We start from the raw sequence: 21,057 nt of genomic DNA on the forward strand, positions 1-21,057 counted from the left end.
CCGCCCTCCCCGTCCAACTCTCCGCAATAGACACCGAAAAATCCCATGACCGCAATGAACTTCCTGTTCCGAAAGCCCCGCTTCCCCGTCATCGTTGACACCGGCACCGGCCTCATTTGCGCCAAGTCGTGGCTAGCGTGCAAAAAGCAACTGGCGACCGTCACTTTTACGGACATGGCCCCGCGGGACGTCATCGACTCGTCCGTAGAAGGTTTCGCGCTCTACCCGGAACACATGGTATTTTCGCCGCTCACGTCCAAAAAACGCTGGACCAAGGCGGCAGTCATTGGACTCTACAACAGCAAGAAGGGGCACGGCCGCCCGGAGTATCCGACGACGGCGCTCGGCAACAAGAGCCTGGAGAAGGTGGTCAAGGACATTGTGGAACTTCTTGCGGCGCCAAGGAAGGTGGATGGCGTCGCTGCGCCAAAAACATAGCATATCGTTTATACGATATACGCAATGACGTGACTGTCGCTCAGTCCTTGATATACCGCCACTCCTCGCGAACCAGTACAAACGACTATGACCAGAAAACTCTCTCTGACGATGCAAAATGCGCTTGCCGAAATCGTTCTCCAAGGAGGCGAGGTTCATCCAGATGGAAGCTGCTACTGGCGCAGCAAACCGATGCCGCAGGGCGCGCGCCTACAGTACAAACTCAATAGTGCGAATGGCCCTGTCAGCTGCGTGGTGGAAACCTCGTCAATCAAGGGTCTACTCTCGCGCGGAGCCCTTGAGTTAATCGGGAAAGCGGATTCATTCGGCAACCAATCATACAGAGCGACGGTCAAAGCCGTTCAATCGTGCGGATAGTTTCTCTACAGCCACGTGACACCCGAAGCGTGGGGGCGTGATCGAATGCAGCCGTAAGCGATGACGGGGCCCGCTCCACTTGTCCGTCGAACAAAGAGCTTTTTTGCAAGCACCACAAAAATTTGCCAGTACCCCGCTCACGATATTGACGACAATATTTATGCCTATCGTTTATACCGCTAATATGTACGCCGGACATCTAGTCGGGCTCTTAAACCACGCCACTTGGCGCTCCGCCGCAATGGCCATCACAAAAAAACTCAAAGGCGTTTCCCGACTCATGGCCACAGCATACAAATGGCAGTTCGCCCCTCGCTTCCGTCGCAACGCGTTCGGATGGAAGTCCAGCACGCCAATCCTGCGCATCAAGGAGGCCCTCACGGAAATCAAAACGGTGGCCAAGAAGGAGCCCGTATTGGCTGCCGAGGGCGCCGTGCTCTTTCTGGAGAAGCTCGCGCCAGCCATCGAACAAGTTGACAGTTCCTCGGGCGGCATAGGCAGCGCTGTGAATCGCGCCATCGAAACCCTCGTGCCAATCATTGCGAAGGCCGACGCCGCACGTCCTGTACGTGAAAAATGGCTGGACCGTCTGTGGGACGCTCTCCAGGAAGACAACATGCCATACCTGGAATACCTTGGCGAATTCTGGGGTGAGCTGTGCGCGACACCGGAGCTTGCGTCCAAGTGGGCTGAGTACCTTTCGCCGACGTTGACGACGATGTGGGACCACTGCGCCCGCAGTGGAGAGTATGGCTATTTCAAAGGGACGGACGTCTGTCTAAGCGCGCTCTACGCAGCTGGACGTCACGATGAACTTCTCACATTAATTGACAAGTCTGAGTACCGGCATAAGTCATGGCACAACAGAGTATGGGGCGCTAAGGCGTTGGCCAAGATGGGGAGGCGCGCCGAGGCGATTCACTACGCTGAGGACTCGAAGGGGATGAATGCTCCTCTGACGGCCATTGCGGCGTTCTGCGAGGGTGTTTTGCTGGAGTCTGAACTTGCAGACGAGGCGTATGCGCGTTACGCGGTTGCGGCCACATATGCGACGACCAATTTGGCGACATTCAAAGCCATCGTGAAGAAGTACCCGGGTAAGCCAAGGGAGACCATTTTGCGTGACCTGGTTGCGAGCCAGCCGGGCCAGGAGGGCAAATGGTTTGCTGCTGCGAAGGACGCTGGCTTTTTCGAGCTGGCCATTGAACTTGCGAACAGGAGCCCGGCTGACCCGCGGACGCTGATTCGCGCTTCAAGAGACTTCGCCGTCGAGCGGCCAGAGTTTGCATTGGCGGCCGGCATGACAGCGTTGAGAGGCATCGCCAATGGGTGGGGTTACGACATCACGGGCATCGACGTGCTGGACGCGCACGCGGCCGTCATGGCGGCGGCCGGCGCCGCGGGAGTGGATGAGACAGTGGTCAGGGCGGATGTGCGAGAGCTAATTACTGCCAGCGGTACAGGCGGCGAATTCGTTCTAAAATTTCTGGCACGACAGTTGGTGGAGTGAGCTACCCCGTGCATGAGACGTGGCCTAGACTCAGAATCCAGTATCCCCCCCAGATTACCTGCCATACAGGTAAATGAAAATTACGCCTGTCGCGGGTAAAAGTGAATTATTCCGTAAGCAAGCTCACAACAGGCGGCCCGCTGATCGGTGTGGCGTCTTCTAGTCGGTGATTGCGCGAAGACGCGCAAGCGCATCATCGACAACCGATTCCGGCACCGTCTCTACACGCCTCGCCTTTCGCGCCTCAAAGTCAAGCATATGCACCTGATTGACCAGGGCCACGCCTTGCGTTTTCGTTCCCGCCCCACTCAACGAGGCCGCGAAACCAGCATGGCGCGAAAAATCTCCGCCCTGCGTAATTGGCGCCACCAGCACGACACCCAAGGCGTTAAACGCACTCGTGGAGAGCACCAGCGCGGGCCGCATGCCTCTTTGTTCGTGACCTTCGGTCGGATCGAGATTGACCATGACGATGTCGCCCCGTCCAAACTTGACGCGGCTCACCACGTTTCACGTCCCATGGGCGCCACGCTGGTCCAGGCGGCCATATCGGCCGGCTCCGGGGCGTTAGGGTCGCACTGGGCCACCAAGTCGGCCAACGAGTAAGCAGGCCGCGCCGCCTTTAGCAAGACGCCGCCAGGCTGTACGTTGACGCTCAGCTTGTCGCCCAATGTGACCTTGAGTATGCCCAGCAACTCGGTAGGCAGACGAACTGCAGCGCTGTTGCCCCACTTCTGAATTGAGAGTTCCATTTGCAACCTCCACATCATGTTTATACATTGTAGAAACAGTGATTTCGGCTGTCAAACCATTTTGTCTATTCCGTACGATTGGATAGAACGTGGGAAAATCGACAAGGGGCATTGGTGCGCTGTCCGTCCGAGAATGGATTGGGAGGCATCAAGCCAAGCGCGGTAAAGCTGACGGAAAATCGTCAAGGCATTGCGCTCCCGGTTCGGCGAAATCAGGGCAACAGTTTGCGCGTGCCCGCCGTGCTGATGTCGTCTAGGTGCCGGAACGCCGGCGCAATCTTGGCAATGTCATCGGCCGAGACGCCCGAGCGTTCGAACGACACCTTCCACTCCCGAACCACATGCCAGACTTCGCCAACCAAGGCGCAAGCGCGGCGCAGGCTCAACGAGAACATTTCATGCCCCCCGAGCGCGTTGTCGAGCGTCGCGAGGCGGCCCTGCGGGCCAATACCCAGGTGTAGGTAGCGCTCGGTGGCGAGGCTCGGCCGCGGCAGCACGTCGTAGAGAGGGCTGAGCCGCCATCCGGGCAACCGTGGGGCCCAAAGGAAGCCATGGTTGCGCAAGTGGTCGTCATCGTTACTCGCGAAGATGTTGAATACCATCCGCTTGAAAAGCTCTTCGTTGTCGGCTCGAATCGCGCTCGGATGGCAGTACTTGCGCACGGCGTGGGCTAGGTCGGCATAGGATTTTGTCCGCGACTCGGTCTCGTCGCATCCCACCAGAGTCAGGCCGCTCACGAAGCCCATGCGGCGCTCAGCCAAGCCATCGGCGGGCAAGAGCATCAAGTCCGTTGCCACGGTTGGCCGCGTTCCTTGCGCCAGCCAATAGCGGTCAAAGCGCCGAATCATCATGATGCGGCGGTCGCCGATTGCGAGCGTAGTCACCGGCGGCACGTTCAAGCCGGCCTCCCGCGCGAGCACCAAAGAAGCGCACTCGACCGCAGGGATATTGAAGGCGTCGTTCACGCTTTGAAACTTTGCCAGCCACAGAGAGCCGCCCTCGTCTCGCACAGTGGCCTTGGGCCGGGCGCCGCCGAGTGCTGACCCAGCGATGAAAATTGTTTCAAGGTTGGCCGGGACGTCTCCGCCGGCCTCAATGCGCGCAGCAGCCTCCATTAGATACTCTAGCGCGTGAACGCTACCAGCGGCGCCAGTGGGTTCGTCCTTGATGTTGGAGCGAATGTCCAGCGCGCCGACCCGCTCGCTGCCCGCATGAAGTAGGTATTGCGACTCCGCCAGGCTGTTTGCGGGCACTTTGAGTTTGGCCTCGATAACCCGGCGCCCCCATGAGTCTGGCGCGGCGTCGCGGATGCCGCCGAAGCTCACCAAGTTGTTGACGGGCAGTAGCAGCTTGCCCCTTACTGGCTGCGGCCCATGGATAGCCAGGCTGACCGGGTCGACTTCTAAAGCATCGGGGCGGTTGAGGTAGTTCAGCCCGTAGGCGAAGCTTGATGCCAGCAACTCCGGGCCCTGCTCGGTCATCGTGAGTTGCCCGCACGGCGCCCAGTCCTCGCCCAAGTATGCGAACGTCGTTAACTTCAGCTCTTTGGCAACCATGAACGATCCCACTTTAAATGATATGCCTACCGTTGCGCAGTTGGCGCTAGAAGTTCAAGTCGTCGAGTTCCGCAGCGCTCAGGTCGCGTACACGCTTCGTCGATTCCCGCGCCTGCAGGGCGCTCAGCGATGGGTCGGACTCATTCAGCAGTCCTGCCAGAGTAGTTCCTGGCGCGATGGCCTCCAAGTACCGAAGTACCTGTCCAATCGCCAAGCCGGCGTCGCCCTTCTCGATGCGGTAGGCCGTGTTGCGAGATAGCCCGGCGCGCAGGGCCGCATCGGCCTGCTTGACCTTGCGCGCATGGCGCAAACGAGCAAGAAGTTGTCCGAGGTGGGCAACCTCCTGCGCGAGGTGCGTGCTGAGAACTGCCGATTGACGTACTTTCATGTTCGTTAAGTCACCCGCTACGGCGTTAAAGCTCGATTTAACGAACATCGTACCGGAGCGCACCTTGAACGTCAAACCATGCTCGATTAATCGAGCATAATGAGTTTAAGGAGCAATTTAACGAGCATATTGCCATGGATTGCGCATGCCTCTCGTCGCGCAGCGGTCGGCTGGGAGCAAGTGTTCGACAGGCAGAACTTGGCCTCATTCAATTCCGCAAGGAAATAAAAACCGCCTGCGGCGGTTTTGTTGTGGCTGCGGGCGGCGGATGCTGAGCAATATCAGAGGTACAACGCGCGCCCTAGGCGCGCGGCGCTGCCCGCTGCGCGGGCAGCAGTCGGCCGATTCGGGGCGCCACGCGCCTGCAGGCGCGGGGGCTTCGAATCTCACACGGGGAGCGCGCAGGCGCTCCCCTCGCTTCCGCCAAGCAATAAAAAAACCGCCGGCACTGAACGCGATCTTGAGCGGGTTCAGGCTGGCGGTTTTTTATTTCCTGGCGGAAGCGGTGAGATTCGACGCCACAAAAAAAAATTATTGAAATCAGGTACTTATTTTGAGCCAGCTAACAGCTCTTGTACCACAACTTTGTACCTGAGCTTGTACCGCTTAGGAATGATAACCCACCGCCGCTCACCTGACAAACGAGTTTTGACGAGGCGCAGTTCGAATCCTTCTTGGCGATTCGAACTAGCGTTCAAACTTGGGCAAATCTACTCAGCTTTCTGAAGGTCCCGCTCAACATTGTGGAAGCGACTAAGGGTTCGATAGCGTTCACGCCTTGTAACTCTTCGCGACGCTGCTCCCTCATCACGCAGTCAAGGTAGGCACCACCGTGCTCTGCACACAACGAGCCCGCACCGCATCGGGTCGCCTTTGTACCCAGCATCGCGATTAGCCTACGCGCACAGATTCCACGAGACAAGCTTGGTGTAGCCATAACGCGTTGTATTCAGTAAGTCGCCATGACGAGTTGCTCGCATTAATAGCGAAGTCCGAGTATGGTGCGTATTCCACGCAAACTGGACACCTGTTCCAGGCCAAACCGGACACCTTGGACGCAACGGCGCGGGGTTGAGGTGTGGTTTTACTCCGGAAGGGGCGAACTTGTCAAATTAGCCCGCTTTCCCCGTAGCGAATCGCCTTTCAAGTTGAGCTGGTGGGCGTTGTGGACCAAGCGGTCCAGGATGGCGTCGCCAATGGCCGCATGCCAATGCTCAATCGGAAGCTGGCTGGTGACGATGGTCGAGCGGCTGCTGTGGCGGTCGTCGAGCACTTCCAGCAGGTCGCGCCGGTGGGCATCGTCGAGCACCGCCAGTCCCCAATCATCGATGACGAGCACGTCTATCTTGGCCAACGGCTTGAGCAGTTTCATGTAGCGCCCGTCGGCGCGTCCGATGCTGAGCTCGTCGAGCAGGCGCATCGCGCCGAAACAAGGAGCTGCTCAAGCCAATAGCCGCCCAGGATGTTGTCATCTTCAAGAACTTATTTCAGACGCAACGCTTGCTTCCAGTTTGGCGCCTGCCACTCCCACGCATGCACTTCTTCGAAAATCTTTGGCAACAGCATGCGCCCAATCTCGACGCTCGCGCACAACGGCGTCGCTGGTAAGATGTGCAGCACGCGAACCCCAGCAGCATTGAGGACATTTAAGAACGCGTTGAATTGCCGGCGGAACTCGAGCACGTGCGCCTCGGTTCGAATGATTCCCCTATTGGGCGCTTCAGCACGAAATTCCAAGACCGGCATCTGGAGGTCCGGCCGCGTGGCGACGCCTGAAATATTGACTACAACCGAGACCTCTCGAGGGAGCTTATCGGGAACGTCAAATTTGTATGTCGGAGCTGGACATTCCGGCCGAACATCCCATAGCCATCGTTCGACCGGCAAATCGAGTACCGTTGCTTCTATTTTGTCACCCAGCAGCGCGCCCAATTTCATAAGCATCGGAATCGGCGCAAATGCAGCAATCGTCAGGTGTGTTGGCCCGTGTTTCTCTGTCAGCATCGGTCGGATGCGCTGCTCATAAATTGTCTGAAGCGCCGCTTCAGCGCGCGGCCAAAAATCATCAGCGCTGTCCAAGGTGTCGAAATCTGCGCGGTCGATATGTATGTGCGGGCTCCTGGGAGCCCGTGTGAATCGACTATTTTCGAGCATCGCATAGTTCACTTGGCGAACATCGAAGACCGGCACATGAGTCCCGACGGGAAACGACATCAGTATTGGCAGGCTATCCGTAACCCCAGTGGAGCTGTATATCAGCTCGATGCGCGCCTCGTGTTCACGCTTCATGGCTTGTAGCTGCGCCGCCGTGTATTCGTTGTTTTTCCCGTTGCGGTCCACGCGAGAGTGACAGTCATAACAGGCCAGCATCAGATTGTTCGCATCATCGGCAAGCTTTTCAGATAGCCCCACCACACCGCGAGCCCCGTCCGGGCTGTCGGCAATAATGTGTGCAAGCTCGCCCACTTTGGCCGCTTTTTTGGTCAAAAAATCGCGTGTGACCGGTTTATTGCAGCCCCGAAATTCACACCGCCCGGCCGCTGCAATCCAGAGCGCTTGCTTCGTTGCAGCCGGAATTGTTGCTCTTGGTTGTTGTCTAGCCACGGCTCTTCCCCTCCTCATCCAGTTCGTAAAACGCCCCGTCACGGGCCAGGGTCCAGACCCGAATACGTTCAATACCGACAATGGGAAAAAACAGGCGGTCACCGTCGAAGGTATCGGATGACAACGCTTGATTCCAGTCGTTCCGGTCAACACCGCTTGGCGTTGGGTCTGATTCTGGGTGGGTGTGCCACAAACCCAAGTACGCTAGCGTGCTTGCCTCTTCCAACCACCGGCTCTGAGCAATTACCCCGTGCTTCTTTGAGCGGAAAAAGCTGAAGCGGCTGCGGCGGTCGGACTTCTGCGGAGTCGTCACCTCATCTACCACTATGTCGTCCGTGTCCAGAAGATGGCGCCCCAAGAGGGCGCCGCCGGCCTCTGTCTGCCACCACGAACGCTGGCGAAACGTAAGCATCTGTTGGACCGCCTCGTCCACGAAAATAAGGCGCTGATTGCTTGAAACACGGAAAACCTTTTTCATTTGGCCGCCCTGCAGTTTTTGCATGGCCTACCGAATGCGCGCTTCGATTGCGCGTCGCTCGGGACGGTCGCTCTTGCCGCATCCCACCACGGCGTGGTTTGCAGATTCTGTTCGGCTGCCGCTTTGCCTTCGCCAGCCCAATAGCGATACGAAGGAGCCTGTCGCGCCAGAAAGCGCAGACAGGACATGTTCAGCAGCCATCAGCCCGGTACGCCGGGACTGCAAAGCCCCGTACGGCACGAAGACGCTCCCGCAACCTGTAATCGTCTTGGAGACCGGCTGGTTTGGGGTGAGGAACGCGATGCGGGACTGAAGGCTCGGAACACCTTCGTCGTCGCGATAAAGACAATCCAGACAACCTTCACCCTGCATCCATGCCAGTACCGAGTGCCCACCCAGGTCAAGGGGCTCCAGCCACGTGAAAAGCATAGGCAACTGCTTATTTCTCTTCCGCAGTGCGCCAGAGAACGCCCGTTCAAGTGTCGGCAGCCCGAGCGCAAAGACGACTGCATCGACATCACTAAGGTCCGCGCCGCGAAGCCACTCCTGTCCGTGAGTCGCGCGAGGCGTAACCTTGAGACCCCGGTATTGTCTTTCAAGCTGATACTTAAGACCGTGCACTTTTGGCGTTTCAATCCAGACTGGGTCCAGGATATGCCGAAACACGTTATCCTCAGAATAGTCGTCGTAATCGACAAGGGTAAGCTGGCCTACGCCGGTCGCTGCAAGTGCGTCGGCAATCACAGCGCCAATCGCGCCGCACCCAATGATGACGACATGCTTTGAAAGCATTGAGGTAGCCGCACCGCCGCGCTCGCGCATGTATGCGGCAGTAAGGCGCCGCATGGTAAGGGGCATGACGGGGGCCTTAAGGTCGACGTCGCCATTTCGGGTTCCGAATTCGATACCGATTACCGATACCCCGCCGGCCTGACGTGGGACGGATACGAGAAGCACCGCTCGTTTCGGATGGTTCTTGTTGGACGATGGCCGAACCAGTCGAGCCCAGAGCGCAAGCTGGGCGGCCGACATGTTACTACGTATGGCGGCTACAAAAGCGGCAGTGAGCTCTTCAGGACGCACAGGTGGCGGAGCCAACTCCTCCATATGGATGTACAGAGCGCTTTGAGCAGCAGCCCCCTTCACGTCGAAATCGTTGGTTGGCGGGACATCTCGCTCGGTGAAAAACCACTGAGGCTTCTTCTCCTTGAATTTAAGATAAGACGTGACCAGTCGGTCCTTCCCGTCGGCGTCAAAGGCACCCGAGGTGCCAATCGAGCCCGGCAGCCAACTCCAGTAGCCCTCGACCTCATTGAAGAACTCTGCGGCGCTTCCGACCTTGTCCGCATCCCACTTTTCCAGCAAATCGATAGCGGCGAGAACTGTGTAGGCGACGACGTCCGCTCTCCTATCGGGGTCCAGGGAAAGACCCAGGTTGTCGCTTACACACACCGTGCCGAAGTAGCCCACATGAGGGTGCAGCCTGCCGGTAGGCTTCAGTCTCACGTGAGGCAATTGCGTGAGCGAACGACTGAGGCATTCGACTACCAGGTTCCAACGTTGAGACGCGCCTTGAACGACCACTTGGAGGCGATTCTCGGGCGTGACTTCCAGGACTTCTATCTGAAGGCCACGGTCGTGACTGGCTTGCCGGATGGCTTCGACGCAGGCCTTAGTCAACGCTTCGTTTGCGCTATCTGGGTCCATCAGGCCGAGTTACCCGTGCTAATCACAGGCGAAACCCCGGCACGAGCAGTGGCGGACTTTTCGGGTACAACGAAATCGGAACCAAACTGTTTGTTGAGCACTTTGCAAGCATCCTCCGGCAGGTCTTCGTCAAGCGCCTCCTGGAGGGCACCGCGAACGAGCTTCAAATTTAGCCTTCACGGTGCTCATCTGCCCTTCGGTCATCCACCCCATGAGGTCTCCGTACGGGATAACCGGCAGCGTCACCGCGAGGCGCAGGTGGCCACTTCCGTTTGCACTTGCCCACTGAAACTGACTAAGGACTGCATTGACCCAGTTCAGCAGGGCCTGAAGGTCGCCGGCTTTGCCTGACATTTCAAAATAGGGTTTGAACCATTTCTGCGCCGCGACCGTGAGCGCAATGCTCAGCGGGGCGCCTGACGAAAACTGGACTTGGCGCCAGCGTTTTAGGTAACGAATACACCGGCGGTACTGCGCCAAGTCGTAGGCATTGGTGAACGCGGTGCAAATTGCCTCGGTAAGCTCTTTCGGGTCGGACTGCTCCCAAACGCGCTTACTTTCCTCTGAGTTCTCTTTGCCTTTCGCGATATCGAGAGAACCATCATCACGCTTGGCGTACACAGCCAAGTCAACGTGGTAGGCAATTTCGTCACCGCGCATATAGTTCACGGTGACACATGGGCGGCGGATATTTACGCTGCGGCCGTGGGTGTCTAACGCATCGCGAATCTTCTTCTTGAGAGCGACCGGGTCGGGGTATTTGTCTTTTTTGCAATCAAAAATCAGACCCATGTCAATATCGAAGTTTCCATCGAGGGGCACCACCCCGGTATGCATAGAGTAGCTGCCCTGGTGAAACTCTTCAAACTTGGGGACGTCGTCTGCGAGATTCTTGCGGAGCGCCAACAAAAGGGTGTCGCGTTTTTCACGCAGCGTCGCCTTCTCGTCGTCCTCGTCGAGCTTGATTTTGGAGTGGAAATCTTCAAAGTTTTTTTGGACCGCGGGCATTGAAAATCCTTAATTAAGAGTCGAAACTAGGCACGGCTTTCCTGTTCAGCCTGGCGTTAGATAGCTTTCAGACAACTATTGGCACTCTCGGGCGTTGAGTGCTAGCTCAACGATAACATACCTTCGACTAGATATGGGTGCCCGGGAAGATGCTGCGGGCCTATAGGTAAGCCGTCAATTCAAAGCTCGTCAAACAGCGCCCTTCAGTTCAGGACGAAGGTACATTTTTCGACGCGCCGCGTGAGATTAAGGCGCACTACTGTATGCCTAAACAGTATCATGTTTTCGCTCTCTGAACTTTTATTTCACTCTCCCCAAGGATAAGCATGTGGAGGAGCTGAGGCAATTGGCGGCAGGGCGACAAGGCCGAATCGCGGGCAGGCTTGGCGCTAACCAACCCAGAGCTCGGCCACCGGGCGCCTCGCGCCCTCGACATCGCCAACCTCACTCGCGGTGTCACCTACGGAAGCTTGAGCAAACGCGCCAAGACCGCCTACTCTCTGCGAAAAGTAAGTGCGACACCGGGGCAGTTCAAGGTACTCAAGCGGCTTGGCGCAGGCCAGGAGCCCCCGGCATTTTAAATGCGAGACGCATTGCCGCCAGCGGTCGATGGAGGTGCGTCCCGCAGTGATGGAAAATCAGAACCGAACAGCGGCGCTAGCGAGGCCGCCGAATTGGAAATCGCGACGTCGCCAAAGCACGTTTCGAGCGCGAGTTCAAGACTCCTCAATTGCTCTTTGAGTGCAAGCATTTGCGGGTCCGTCAATCTCTTCATGAGGTCGGTCTTGGCGCTGCCAGGGAGGCGTACGGCGAGCCGGCTAAAGTTCCAGTCATTTCCGAAATTGCTGCGCATTCTATTTACGAGAAAATGCAGCGCTTCGACGTCTACATACGCTCCGTCCCCAGTTCGCCTCGGTTCAAACCAAGAGGCTGCGGCCAATGTGAGCGCGATACTATATGGCGCGCCCGTACAGAAGTTTTCGTCACGCCATCGCTTGAGATATCGAATACATCGACGGAATTGAGCTTGGTCATCGCCGGCAAACTTAGCAAGCACGTATTGAGTTAGCTCGCGCGGCGCTGACCACTCCCATTCACGATGCTGAGGCTCCGAAAACTCTCGTCCCTTTGCGAGTCGCAGTCGACCGTCTGCCTGCCGAATGTATAAAGCGAGGTCGACGTGGTAGTCCGGCATGCCCTGCCGTATGTACTCGACTGTTACACACGCTCGTCGAATCTTCACGGTGCGATTATTCGCCACTAACGCGTCGCGGACTAAGCACTTCAGGGTCACGGGGTCTGGGAAGCGTTCGCGCGGGCAGTCGAAAATGAGCCCAACGTCGATATCATAGTTCCCATCTTTTGGAACCACGCCAGTTCGCATCGCATAGCTGCCTTGGTCAAACGCCTCAAATGACAGCGATTGGGTGGCAAGTCTCCGCTTCAAAGTCGAAAGGATAACTTCACGCTTCTCGCGCAGTTTGCGACGCTCATCATTTTCGTCGAGTTTAATCGCGTCATGGAAGCATTCGAACAATCCCTGCAGGTCAGCGTTAATCCTCGGCCTCTGACGGGAAAACGCCCAAATGAAGGCACCTACCAGAACTGTGCCGATTGCCCTCTCGACGCTCATTTACTCATCCAGTAACCGTTGAAGAGCTTCACGTTCTTTAGCCGCGCACCATAGTTCGCAAACGCTTCGGAAATTCCCATGGTCACCATATCGCTATTCCACTCCCAACGCCTTAAACACCGCATCAACCGGGTCCGAGTAAAAACTGGTCTGAAACTTGGCAAACAACTCCCCTGGTACCGATGCAATGTCGGTCACGCTCGACATCGGCAACAGGATACGCTTGGCTCCGGCATCAAACGCGACCTGCATGCACTCAGCCAGGTTGCGCACCTGCACGATAGTACCGCCCAGGCTCATATCACCCAAAACCGCCAGTTGCGACTGCACCGGTTTGGCAAGTGCCGCTGAGCACAGGGCAATGAAACTTGCAAGAGTGAGCGCTTGTGGAGCTCCGCTGTTCTGCAACTCAACCAGGTGGGTATGAAAATCACGCTCTCCCGGCCTGATGGAGGCACTGACGCGGGACGAGTTGGCTTTGAAATAGTCAAACGCCACTCTTACCGCCTCACGCGGCGCGACACCCGATACGTTCGCTTTGCCTGTGCCGGGAATAGACTGAATCTCTAGCCGGTAGATGCCTGGCATCTCGGATGAGCCCATGCTGATGGTGTGCAAGGTGCCGGGGTTCAGGCGACCTTCCGGTACCAAAGCCCCCCCCGACTGCTCGGGCACTGTAACGAACCGCTCAACACCGTCTTCCAGGTCGATGTAGCTGAAATGGACATCGTAAAATTCCATGCCGCCGATTTTCTTAAGCTGCTCTTTGATTCGACGGCGTACCTCCAGCGCATATTCCAAGCACTTGCGCACCGAGTCCTTGGTGTATTCGCCGTTCGGACAAACCAGCTTGAGCAGCCCAGAAGTCGTGCGCCGCACGGCGATGGTGTCGCGCTGGTTCAGGTTGTTGCCCAGCTTGAACCATTTGTCGATGGCGTCGGCAAAGCTTTGTTTGCGCATCTCGCGCAGGTACTCCGCCAAGTAGTCAACAATCAGCCCGTACTGGTTGGTGAAAAACTCCGGCCGCATCTTAGGGATTTCCCATCCCGGCACGTAGGCATGGAAGCGGTCAAAAAATGCCGAATCAATCATCGCTTCCGGGAAAGGTGCCAACAGGTGCGAAGTCTTGACCAGCGACTCTACACTCTGGTTGATGTTGCCAACGAAGACCATCGCAGCACTGGCGTTTATGGACTCTCTGCCGCGACTGAATGAGCCTGACGCCATGTAGTCCTTCATAATTTGCACGCCATCGTGGTCTTTGAAGTTGATGCCAGCCACTTCATCAAATGCCACCACATCCCACAAGCCCACCAAGCCGACCTTGCGCGCGCTCATGTTGTAAAACAGGTTGGCCACTGTGGTCTGGCCGCCCGACACCAGAATGCTGTTCGGACTGATTTCCTTGTAAATGTGGCTTTTGCCGGTACCGCGCGGACCGAGTTCACAGAAGTTGTAGTTGTTTTCCACCAGTGGCACCATGCGTGCCAGCAAGTGCCACTTGGCGCGCTCCTTGAAGTGGCTGGGCTCCATGCCGGTCGAACGAATCAGGGCATCAATCCACTGCTCATCCGTAAACGCCTTACGCGCTTCGAACAAGGCCGCCATGTCCATGTTCGGCATCTGGATGGGCTTGAGCTCCGTTACCGTAAACGGTGACCCCTTCTGGTCCTCTTCATAGAAGTACTTTAGTGTGACGATGCACCAGATGCCACCCACCAGCAATTTTTCGAACTGGCGCACATAACTGCTGGAAATTTCGGCGTTCTTCACCCCGAGGTTGGATAGCAACGCCTCGTACACGTCCCGCTTTTCGTTGAGTTTGACGGTGACCTTGTCGATGACCTTGTACGTGCCGCTCTCGCGCACCTTGGATTTCACCTTCTCAGCCTCGTCCGGACGCACGTAGTTTTCCGTCAGGATGCGTTTGACATTCACCAGGCCGTTCTGGATGACGGCTTCGTCATTGCTTGCGCAGTACATGCCCAGCAGGTACTCCAACACGTATACCGGCACGTTCGCCCCCTCTTTAATCAGCTTGGTCAGGTTGCCTTGCGCACGACCTTTCCAGCAAAGTGGGTGTTGAGCAGGGTGTCCAGGCTGCTATCGGGGAGCTCATTGGCCAGTGTTGCAGCGGGTGTCGGGGTTTGCATCATTTCAATGTTCAAAAGTCGTTACCAAAGGCTAAGTCTACCTTGACGGGCAAGCGCAGCACTTCCACGTTGCTCACCGCATCGCGCATCACCAGGTCATAGTGCTTGTGCGGGTCATGCGCGCCGGCCAGCACGGTCAACAAAACCGAACGTTTGCGCTCGTCGAGCAACTGTGACGTGCTATCAAACGTGATGGATTGCACGTTGCTGATGGGTTTGTCGTTATCCGCGCCATCGCGTAGCGAGACCACCACAGAACGGGCCAGCACCCGCTCTGATACCGCGTCGGTCTGGATGAATTCGAAGCGCTGGGTGTTGGTCACCACCTTGTTTACGGCACCCAACAGGCTGACGCTTACGTATCTGGTTTTGGCATTGTCCGCCTCGCTGACCCGCACGGTGATGACCGGCACCACAACCTCCTGCGGCATGGCGCTGCCATGGACGAAGCGTGCCCCGCCGGCAAAATGGAACCGGCTGGCGCCCTTGGGTACCCAGAAATCCAGACTGCCTTCCAGTGTAGTGCCCGCCGTCACCGCCGTATTGCCAGACCAAGCTTTAGGGGTGAACCCCAAGTCACGACCAATCAGGTATCGCTTTTTCGCTTTCAATGTTCCCGCCGGCTTTTCATCCAATGTGGACTTGTCCGATTCATCCAATGGCGATTCCTGGTACATAAAGCCATGGTCCGCCGTGACCAGCACTGCGGAACCGTTGAGGCTGTTGATGATGAAGCCCAGGACGTTGGCAAGTTCCTGCACCGTTTGTGACGCCGCTTCAAAGGTCTTGGTCTCGGACGCCTGCTTGTCGCCAGTCATGTCAATGCGGTCGTGATAGATGTAAACGAGCCGCTGGTCGCGCACGAGTTCCCTGCCCTTTTCTTTGCCCAGCCCCATCAGGTCTTCGGCCTTAATCGCGATACCGCCAAAGGCTTTCAGATGCTCGTGACGCTGGTCGAGAGTGGCCACGGAGTGACCATCGGCCAGCACATCCAGGTTTGCACTCTCTCTGTAAGCCAACGTCTTATGCGGCAATAGCGCGGCCATGCCTAGCGCGGTATAGCTCGGCAACACGCCCAGCATGCCGTCAAGTGACGCCTTGAAGCGGCTCTTGCTGTTAGTGTGCTGCACCAGCTCCTGCGCCACCTCGTACCGGAACGCATCGGAAATCACCACGAACACCCGTTTAACTCCGCCGTCAAACAGCGGCAGCACCTTGCGCTCATAGAACGCCTGTTGTGGCGTCACCTCGGGCAGCTTCCAGTGTTTGAGCAAGCCCTGCTGCCCCTCCACCACTTTGGACCAGGCAGTGCTCAAGTGCGGGATAAACCAGCCAGAATACACGCCCTCAATCGTCTCGCGCAACTCGTGCAGCACGGCCCAGCCAGTGGGCTCGACAGCATCGGCCGCCGTGTGAAAATGCCGGTACAACTGGTCAAAGCGGAATAGCTCATCGCGGTATTGTTCGAATGCGGTGCCGGCGTCAGCAAAACTGAAGCCAGCGGCATGGGTCGATTTCAGACTGAAAAAATCGGCTGCAGCGGTCAAGGCGTCGTAACACGCAGCCAGCGCGCGGGTGCGCTCGTTGGCACTGGCCAGCAAGGGGTTCGCCCAATGCCCGTCGCGCCGGCGCGCCATCAGCGCGCGCACTACATCCATGTTAGCGCCGGCGCCGGCGACAATGCGTTTTTTAAGTTCTTGCACCATTCGCAACTCGACGTCTTCAAATGTCATGCACTCCACCAATTGCTCGGCGGACTGGCCCGACAACAAGCTCACCAGGTCAAGTTCGTTGGCCACGGCCTGCGCCAGCGCGTTGTAATTGGCAAACTGCGCAATATCCGAGCGCCATCGCCCGACGAATACTGACGCATTCGCTGCCAGGGTGCGGTCAGGCAGCACAAAGTGCGCCAATTGAGGAGGAGCATCACTCTGCAGGCCTCGGCAGAAATCCGTCACCAGAATACGAAGCAACAAGTCGCGCAGGCTGGGGTTGGCCTCAAGATAGCCCAATTGCAGTTGCACCAATTCCCAGAACGCAGGCGTCAAATCGTTGGCAGCGATTTCCTGCCAGGCTTTGGGCTGTGCCGACAAGTCCGCCACGCCATCCACCACCACAGCACCGTAAAGACGCTGCAAAATGGCAAACAATTCGGGGTGGTCGGCACGCGTTAGCACTGCTAGCATCTTGCGGTCCAGGTCAGGCGCGCCGTCGCCCGGCAGCACCATCCGCTTGAGGCGGTCCACCCTGTCTTTTGCGCGCAGGAATTTGGCTCGCTCTTTCAAGTGTTGCCGCAGCCCTTGCGTGGTCAGGCCCAAGTCTTCTAGCAGGATGGAGGTGGAGTCCGCTCGGAATGACTTGCTGCGCATGCGCACATCGAGCAGCCAGTCATTGGTCGGTTCCGGCTCAGGTTTGGCGCTGTAAATCAGCCAGCGCTGTTCAGGGGCACCCTCAATGTCGAGCTTCACCCGCAGCGCTGGCGTTTCGTCCAGGCGCACCAATTGCACGCCGTCGAGCTGCAGGGTGTCCACCGCGGAGGCAAATTCGGCGTCCACGTCGTGCCAAAATACAACCGGGTGGGTGGCGAATAAGGTGGTCAAACTAACAAACAGGCGTTGTTGGCTCATTGATAGGGTACCTCTCGAATACCTTTAAAGTGCGTAGAGTCAGTCATCGCTAGCACCACCTGTAACCGCCTTCACCTCTGCCAGCAAATCCCCGAACTTGCCGTAGTTGACTTTAACACCGTCGTCCAGGTCAAGCGTGATGCGCATGTCGGCGTGGTGGCGGAGCTGTTCATCGTAGGCCAGCAGTTCGACATGTTTCTTCTTGAGTTTTTCGACTTCCTTGGCCAATTTGTTGCGGCCAGCGGTGCTGGAGGCTGCTGCCGCATCTTTTTCCAACATGTCGATGCGAGACTGGATTTTTCCGCTGAGGGGCACAACGTATTCGGCTCGCATGCGCGACAAAGTACCCTCGTGGTAACGGTGCAGGTAGACAAGGGCCTGGAAGGCGCCTTGTTTGCCGCTGGAAAAGAGCCAGTAAATGGGGCGCTTTTTATAGGTTTGCAGATGGTCTTTGTAGAACTTGTCGGCTAAGTAGCGGCGAATCGTTTCATCAGGGGTTTCACCGGCTTTCGTACCGAGGCTTTCTGCCAGCCAGACCATGTTTTCAGTCAGTGCGTCGACACCCCAAACCGCTAGCAAGAATTCACGGATGCGGCTAGCAGCTTCGTCCTCGAACCACAGTTCGTCGGTAAGCGGCACAATGCCATCGGAATCGGCGGGGAAGCTGACGTAGCAGCTGTCATCAAAGTTGATGTTGCCTGAATCGGCGTAAATCAGGCCGGGCGAGTCCAGACTGTAGCGACCCATCATACAACCGATAGCGTAGGAGACTAAGCGTTGACAATCCTTTTCTCGGTCAGCGCGAGCAAGAGTTATTTTCGATTCGAGGACCGCCGGAGAGAGTTCGTTTTGAAGGCCATATGCGTTAATGAAAATAGTGTTATTTTCCTCTTCAATCGACTTCATAGTGAGAACTATATTACTAGTGCATACATTGAAATCCTCCCACGCATCCTTTATTTTTTTTTGGGATTTACTATTGACCCAGGAGAGAGATTTGAAATTCCAGGAATTCTCATTACTATCCCAGTCTCTCATTGCTATTTCAAGAGCGGACTTCACGACTTTTTCACAATTAACATTACTATCGAAGGGCAACGGGAACTGATGAACAACGCCTGGGACAAAATTAACAGTGGGAGAAAAAATTGACGCCAAGAATTGACTCACTTTAGAGTTCAAAAACCCAAGTGAAAAATAGTTGTCATCAGATTTCAAAAAAAAAGTAGGTGCCGCTATGTCAAAAACGAAGCCATCTGGAAAATACCTAAATGAAGTATCACCTGTCGATACCATTGACCAACTAACTCCGCCTCGGAAATAATAATCTTGATTCCAACACTTCGAATTGTTTGCTGTAATCTTACCTAAACGGAGGTCATTCTCCTTCCGTTCCTTAATATTCTTCCCGTCCGCTCGCCAATCAACGACGAAATCGTGATTTCCATACCACTTCCGAGATTCACCGCCCTTATTACACGGAAACCACCTCTTTTTAGATTCAAGAGATTCGACACGACTACGTGAACCAAAACCAATTTCCCCCAACGAGACTTCGTACCATCTGCGCAGAAAACTAGCGGTATCCCCTGTCTGAAGTCCTGTGAAAGCGGAACCAATATCTGACATTTTTTGATGTTTGAATAACTCGAGAAAAGTCGTTGAAACCCAGTACGCCAAACAACTACCTGGAACCTTATTAAACTCATTTTGAATGATGTTATCGTGCCGATATAAGCCAGCCAAAAGTGCGGCCCTTTTGCTCGACTCTATGCCATCCACCAACCTAAGAAAAACGGGTTTGAAACCCGCTTGGCAATATCCTTGTAGCACAAAAGCTGTCGTCTGAACTACTTCGCCAGAAATTTCGCTGAATGCACGCGCTCCCAAATGCGCCATTGTATGAATTGTCCGTTCCCTCAGCAATTTCTCCCGCATAGCTTGGTACGACGATAAGAACATCCAGCTTTGCATGGTAACCATGCTGTTGAAGCTGCTGGGCTTGCACCAGCCAAACCCGCGCTCTATAAACATCGCAAACAAGTCAGCCTTGCTGTCCGGGAAGATTGTCTTAACGTAGTCTTTTAAAATTGGGTGCATACCCTTACCGCCCATGTAAGGCGGATTTGCCACCACAGCATCAACCTTCATACCTAAAATCCGTGCCTGCGCGACCAGAGGCAATAAGTCTTGTGCGGCCGCCTTGGCGTACAGGTCACCGCTCGAGAGCGCAGACTGCAAAAGTGTCGCCACGCTCATTAGCTGCGCATTTAGTGTCGGTCGAATTTGAATTAGTGACCCAAAGGTCTTGGCACAGGTAAATGTACCGATGAGGGCTTCAATCGCAAATCGTACCGATTCCACGCCCTTATCCTCAGTCATGAACTCACCAAGGCTAATTTGCGGGTGGGTTCCTGGAAAAAGGTCGTCGCGGCAAAATTCTCTTGCAGCAATATTAGTCTCAATCTGCGGACCGACTTGAGGCGAATTTATTTGAAGGGCTCGCGCAAGAACGTCTGCGTCAAGCCCTTTACTCTCCTGCAACGACAGCACATTGAGCTTGATGGGCTCAATGAAGAGTCGCCGGTCATCGGCGCGCGCTTTCATCAGCAAAGCAAATCCTGCCATTTGCGCGGCGCGGTCGTCGATATCCAGCCCGTACAGGTTCTTTTCCAGAATCAGACGTGGAATGGAGCGTGGCTGGTAGCCACGCTCCAGGTAAATCGCCTTGAGCAACTCATACGCTTCCACAAGAATGTGGCCGGAGCCGCAGGCCGGGTCCAGCAGCGTGATGGACTCGGGATTCAGGCTGTCGCCGTCCTCATTCACGCGGGTTTGAATCAGGGCGTCGAGCTGGGCTTGCACTTCAGGAGTCTGGTCGGCGGGAGTAATGTAATACGGCCACTGGGCTTTCAACGTGCTGGTAGGGTTAGCCATAAGCCACAGCCTGCCGACGCTATTTTGCACCAGGTATTGAACAATCCAGTTGGGTGTGAAGAGCTGCGTGGCGGCAGGAATGTCTTCGCTTTTGACCACCTTGCCGATAACTTCGTCTTTTTTCTCGCTGATGTAGAACTGGTACAGCCAGCCAATGATTTCGACTTGCGCCCAGTCTTCTTCGTCAATGGAGGTCACCAGCTTAGCAATGACGGAGTCAGTGCGCAGCAGGTTGTCGGGCAGCAGCAGCTCGGTTTCGTCGTCGATGCGCTCGAACAGGAACGGCATTACATTGCTGAGCGCATTGCACTGGGAGACCAGCAGCAGGCGGTACAGCTCGCCATCGCGGTTACCTGCCAGCTTCATCTCGACGACCAGCGCGGGCTTCAGCCCCGGCAAGCCGCCATCGCCACCTTGGGCAAGGTCGGCAGCGTGGGTCAGGATGTCCGGCAGCGTACCCTCCAAGCTGGAAAGCGCTCGGTGGCCGTGGCCCAGGTAGTCGTGCAGCTCCATGTAGCGCAGTGCCGCAAATCGGTTGAACCAGGTGTAGGCCACAGCTTCCATGGTCTGGGCAAAGCCATCTTTTTGGATGCGCGCAATAAGTTGCTGACGCTGACTGTGGACTTTGACCGGCCAGGCCTGGCCCGCAATCACTGTCGCGTCGCCTTGGGGTTGGCTGGTAGCGACTTCCAGCTTGCCCGCCTTTTCTGACAAGCCCAGCAAATTGGCGCGAGCGGTGACGGCGGCAATGAAGTCTTTTCGGGCTTGCGGGGCGTAAGACTTGAGTTTGGCTTTGTTCATGTGTCAGATAAGGTTTTCAGCTGCCCCGTGCATGGCACGCGGGCAGCTATTGGGTAAATTGAATGAGGGCGATAGCGGTTTATCGAA

At 56.3% G+C, this 21,057-nt stretch carries 14 protein-coding genes and 1 pseudogene; 2 read left to right on the forward strand and 13 right to left on the reverse strand.

The features are described 5' to 3' along the window. Positions 1–45 precede the first annotated feature (45 nt). Positions 46–438, forward strand: coding sequence for a hypothetical protein (locus QC826_RS19735; protein ID WP_279762083.1), 393 nt, complete (start codon positions 46–48; stop codon positions 436–438). 619 nt (positions 439–1,057) lie between these two features. Beyond that, positions 1,058–2,326: a hypothetical protein gene (locus QC826_RS19740; protein WP_279762084.1), complete on the forward strand. Its 1,269-nt coding sequence runs from the start codon at positions 1,058–1,060 to the stop codon at positions 2,324–2,326. A 159-nt stretch (positions 2,327–2,485) separates the two neighbouring features. On the opposite strand, the gene QC826_RS19745 is transcribed toward QC826_RS19740, so the two are convergent. The 13 genes and pseudogenes from QC826_RS19745 to pglX all read right to left on the reverse strand — a co-directional run bounded on the left by QC826_RS19745 (position 2,486) and on the right by pglX (position 20,970). After that, on the reverse strand, positions 2,486–2,833 hold the full coding sequence (locus tag QC826_RS19745; protein WP_279762085.1) for a type II toxin-antitoxin system ChpB family toxin: 348 nt from the start codon (positions 2,831–2,833) through the stop codon (positions 2,486–2,488). Further along, the gene (locus QC826_RS19750; protein ID WP_279762086.1) at positions 2,827–3,078 is read right to left on the reverse strand and encodes an AbrB/MazE/SpoVT family DNA-binding domain-containing protein; all 252 of its coding nucleotides are present in this window, start codon (positions 3,076–3,078) and stop codon (positions 2,827–2,829) included. The genes QC826_RS19745 and QC826_RS19750 overlap by 7 nt, the downstream gene beginning before the upstream one ends. 212 nt (positions 3,079–3,290) lie before the next feature. Next, on the reverse strand, positions 3,291–4,634 hold the full coding sequence (locus QC826_RS19755) for a type II toxin-antitoxin system HipA family toxin (protein ID WP_279762087.1): 1,344 nt from the start codon (positions 4,632–4,634) through the stop codon (positions 3,291–3,293). A gap of 46 nt (positions 4,635–4,680) precedes the next feature. Continuing rightward, positions 4,681–5,097 (reverse strand): helix-turn-helix domain-containing protein, encoded by a 417-nt coding sequence (locus QC826_RS19760; RefSeq protein ID WP_279762088.1) that lies wholly within the window; start codon positions 5,095–5,097, stop codon positions 4,681–4,683. Positions 5,098–6,106: 1,009 nt separating this feature from the next. Continuing rightward, the gene (locus QC826_RS19765; protein ID WP_279762089.1) at positions 6,107–6,442 is read right to left on the reverse strand and encodes an ATP-binding protein; all 336 of its coding nucleotides are present in this window, start codon (positions 6,440–6,442) and stop codon (positions 6,107–6,109) included. Between the two features lie 62 nt (positions 6,443–6,504). Then, positions 6,505–7,626: an HNH endonuclease gene (locus QC826_RS19770; protein WP_279762090.1), complete on the reverse strand. Its 1,122-nt coding sequence runs from the start codon at positions 7,624–7,626 to the stop codon at positions 6,505–6,507. Beyond that, positions 7,619–8,128, reverse strand: a complete 510-nt coding sequence (locus tag QC826_RS19775; RefSeq protein ID WP_099419025.1) for a Mov34/MPN/PAD-1 family protein — start codon at positions 8,126–8,128, stop codon at positions 7,619–7,621. Before QC826_RS19775 ends, QC826_RS19770 begins: the two co-directional genes overlap by 8 nt. A 3-nt stretch (positions 8,129–8,131) precedes the next feature. Beyond that, positions 8,132–9,811: a ThiF family adenylyltransferase gene (locus QC826_RS19780; RefSeq protein WP_279762091.1), complete on the reverse strand. Its 1,680-nt coding sequence runs from the start codon at positions 9,809–9,811 to the stop codon at positions 8,132–8,134. 129 nt (positions 9,812–9,940) lie between these two features. Then, on the reverse strand, positions 9,941–10,819 hold the full coding sequence (locus tag QC826_RS19785) for a nucleotidyltransferase (RefSeq protein ID WP_279762092.1): 879 nt from the start codon (positions 10,817–10,819) through the stop codon (positions 9,941–9,943). A 577-nt stretch (positions 10,820–11,396) separates the two neighbouring features. Continuing rightward, a complete protein-coding gene (locus QC826_RS19790; RefSeq protein ID WP_279762093.1) occupies positions 11,397–12,452 on the reverse strand; it encodes a cyclic GMP-AMP synthase DncV-like nucleotidyltransferase in 1,056 nt (351 codons plus the stop codon). 93 nt (positions 12,453–12,545) lie between these two features. Continuing rightward, positions 12,546–14,608 (reverse strand): annotated as a pseudogene (gene brxL, locus QC826_RS19795) (protease Lon-related BREX system protein BrxL). A gap of 8 nt (positions 14,609–14,616) precedes the next feature. Further along, positions 14,617–17,232: a BREX-1 system phosphatase PglZ type A gene (pglZ, locus tag QC826_RS19800; RefSeq protein ID WP_279762095.1), complete on the reverse strand. Its 2,616-nt coding sequence runs from the start codon at positions 17,230–17,232 to the stop codon at positions 14,617–14,619. A 39-nt stretch (positions 17,233–17,271) separates the two neighbouring features. Further along, on the reverse strand, positions 17,272–20,970 hold the full coding sequence (gene pglX / locus QC826_RS19805; protein ID WP_279762096.1) for a BREX-1 system adenine-specific DNA-methyltransferase PglX: 3,699 nt from the start codon (positions 20,968–20,970) through the stop codon (positions 17,272–17,274). Positions 20,971–21,057: the final 87 nt, after the last annotated feature.

It is taken from the genome of Rugamonas sp. DEMB1 (assembly GCF_029834475.1).
In the GTDB taxonomy this organism is placed as follows: Bacteria; Pseudomonadota; Gammaproteobacteria; order Burkholderiales; family Burkholderiaceae_D; genus Rugamonas; species Rugamonas rubra.

Excerpts from the sequence above, each read along its gene's own strand:
- QC826_RS19735 (WP_279762083.1), top strand. The coding sequence starts at position 46 with ATGACCGCAATGAACTTCCTGTTCCGAAAGCCCCGCTTCCCCGTCATC.
- QC826_RS19740 (WP_279762084.1), top strand. The coding sequence starts at position 1,058 with ATGGCCATCACAAAAAAACTCAAAGGCGTTTCCCGACTCATGGCCACA.
- QC826_RS19750 (WP_279762086.1), bottom strand. The coding sequence starts at position 3,078 with ATGGAACTCTCAATTCAGAAGTGGGGCAACAGCGCTGCAGTTCGTCTG.
- QC826_RS19755 (WP_279762087.1), bottom strand. The coding sequence starts at position 4,634 with ATGGTTGCCAAAGAGCTGAAGTTAACGACGTTCGCATACTTGGGCGAG.
- QC826_RS19765 (WP_279762089.1), bottom strand. The coding sequence starts at position 6,442 with ATGCGCCTGCTCGACGAGCTCAGCATCGGACGCGCCGACGGGCGCTAC.
- QC826_RS19775 (WP_099419025.1), bottom strand. The coding sequence starts at position 8,128 with ATGCAAAAACTGCAGGGCGGCCAAATGAAAAAGGTTTTCCGTGTTTCA.
- QC826_RS19780 (WP_279762091.1), bottom strand. The coding sequence starts at position 9,811 with ATGGACCCAGATAGCGCAAACGAAGCGTTGACTAAGGCCTGCGTCGAA.
- QC826_RS19785 (WP_279762092.1), bottom strand. The coding sequence starts at position 10,819 with ATGCCCGCGGTCCAAAAAAACTTTGAAGATTTCCACTCCAAAATCAAG.
- QC826_RS19790 (WP_279762093.1), bottom strand. The coding sequence starts at position 12,452 with ATGAGCGTCGAGAGGGCAATCGGCACAGTTCTGGTAGGTGCCTTCATT.
- pglZ (WP_279762095.1), bottom strand. The coding sequence starts at position 17,232 with ATGAGCCAACAACGCCTGTTTGTTAGTTTGACCACCTTATTCGCCACC.
- pglX (WP_279762096.1), bottom strand. The coding sequence starts at position 20,970 with ATGAACAAAGCCAAACTCAAGTCTTACGCCCCGCAAGCCCGAAAAGAC.